Origin of the sequence: Arthrobacter sp. SO3, from assembly GCF_020532825.1 — a bacterium.
Lineage (GTDB): Bacteria > Actinomycetota > Actinomycetes > Actinomycetales > Micrococcaceae > Arthrobacter.
In genome coordinates, this window is sequence record NZ_MQTS01000145.1 from 8105 (window position 1) to 9128 (window position 1024).

Consider the following 1024-nt stretch of genomic DNA (forward strand, 5'->3'; position numbering starts at 1 on the left):
GCAGGCGCCGTCGTCGGGCCGGATAGTCCGGTGGTCTCCTCGGGTATGCGTTCATCGGGCCAGGCCACCGCCCCGACCGTCATTGGAGCTCAGCCCAGCGGTAGGCCGGATCAGCAAGTTCGCGGGCCGCGCCGGAGTCGGGGTGGACAACGCCATCGCCAAAGCCCGCGACGGCGGTCGCTGCATCAAAGCGCCGCAAGACTAGCTCATCAGACATTCGTCCCCATTGGACTCCGGAGTCGGCCATTCGTCATGCGCTGGAGTCACGTCGCGCATGCTGCACCGGAATGTTCCGGTGAATGCCCTCATGATAATCGAAGCCGGGGTTATTTTGAGACATAAGACACCACGGAGCCGCCGCGCCCGTCCGGTCAGGAACCCTCCGTCAGCGCCCTCGCCGCGTGACCCCGCGCTCCGGCCAGCCGGCGGACCGCGCGCTCCCTGCCCACGCGTTGCGCCACCACCAGCCCGACCGCGGCCGTGCCAATCGTGATGGGGTAGCCCATCAGCCGCTCCAGGGTGCCCGGTTCCGGCACGTCCATCCCCGTCACTCCGCCGGCGGTGAGGGCGCCGAGGGACACCACGCCGCACACCAGGATGAGCCAGCTCAGCGGCGTCTGCCGCAGCCAGAGCCAGCCCAGCAGCACCAGCGCGAGGCCCCCTGCCGAGAAGTACACGATGGCGCCCACCGCGTGCCACCCGGAGCCGGCGTCCTCGGGGACCAGCCCCACGATGACTGTCCCGGCGCCCGCGAGGGCGGTGAGGGCACGCGCGGCGATCACGGCCGCCCACGGTGTCCGGCTGGCCGGACCGGGCGTGAAGCGCGCGCCGGGCCGCGCTGCCGTGCACAACAGCGCAGCGCTGAGCAGCATCGCGCCGGCCATCATGCCCACACCCTGGACCACAAACGAGGCGTTCATCAGCAAGTTGGCGGGTGAGCAGACATCCCGGCCCTCGAAAGCCCCGCAGCCCCCCGCGCCCAGGTCGCTGATGTAGCCCGTCCGGCGGCTGTACGGCTCCTCCC

At 70.9% G+C, this 1024-nt stretch carries 2 protein-coding genes; both read right to left on the minus strand.

Annotated features, from left to right (window positions below; translation table 11 throughout):
* Window positions 1-79: 79 nt before the first annotated feature.
* Window positions 80-217: a hypothetical protein gene (locus BJQ90_RS13780; RefSeq protein ID WP_226760818.1), complete on the minus strand. Its 138-nt coding sequence runs from the start codon at window positions 215-217 to the stop codon at window positions 80-82.
* Between the two features lie 154 nt (window positions 218-371).
* On the minus strand, window positions 372-1024 hold a 653-nt coding region (locus tag BJQ90_RS13785), incomplete at its 5' end, for a DUF998 domain-containing protein (RefSeq protein WP_226760819.1).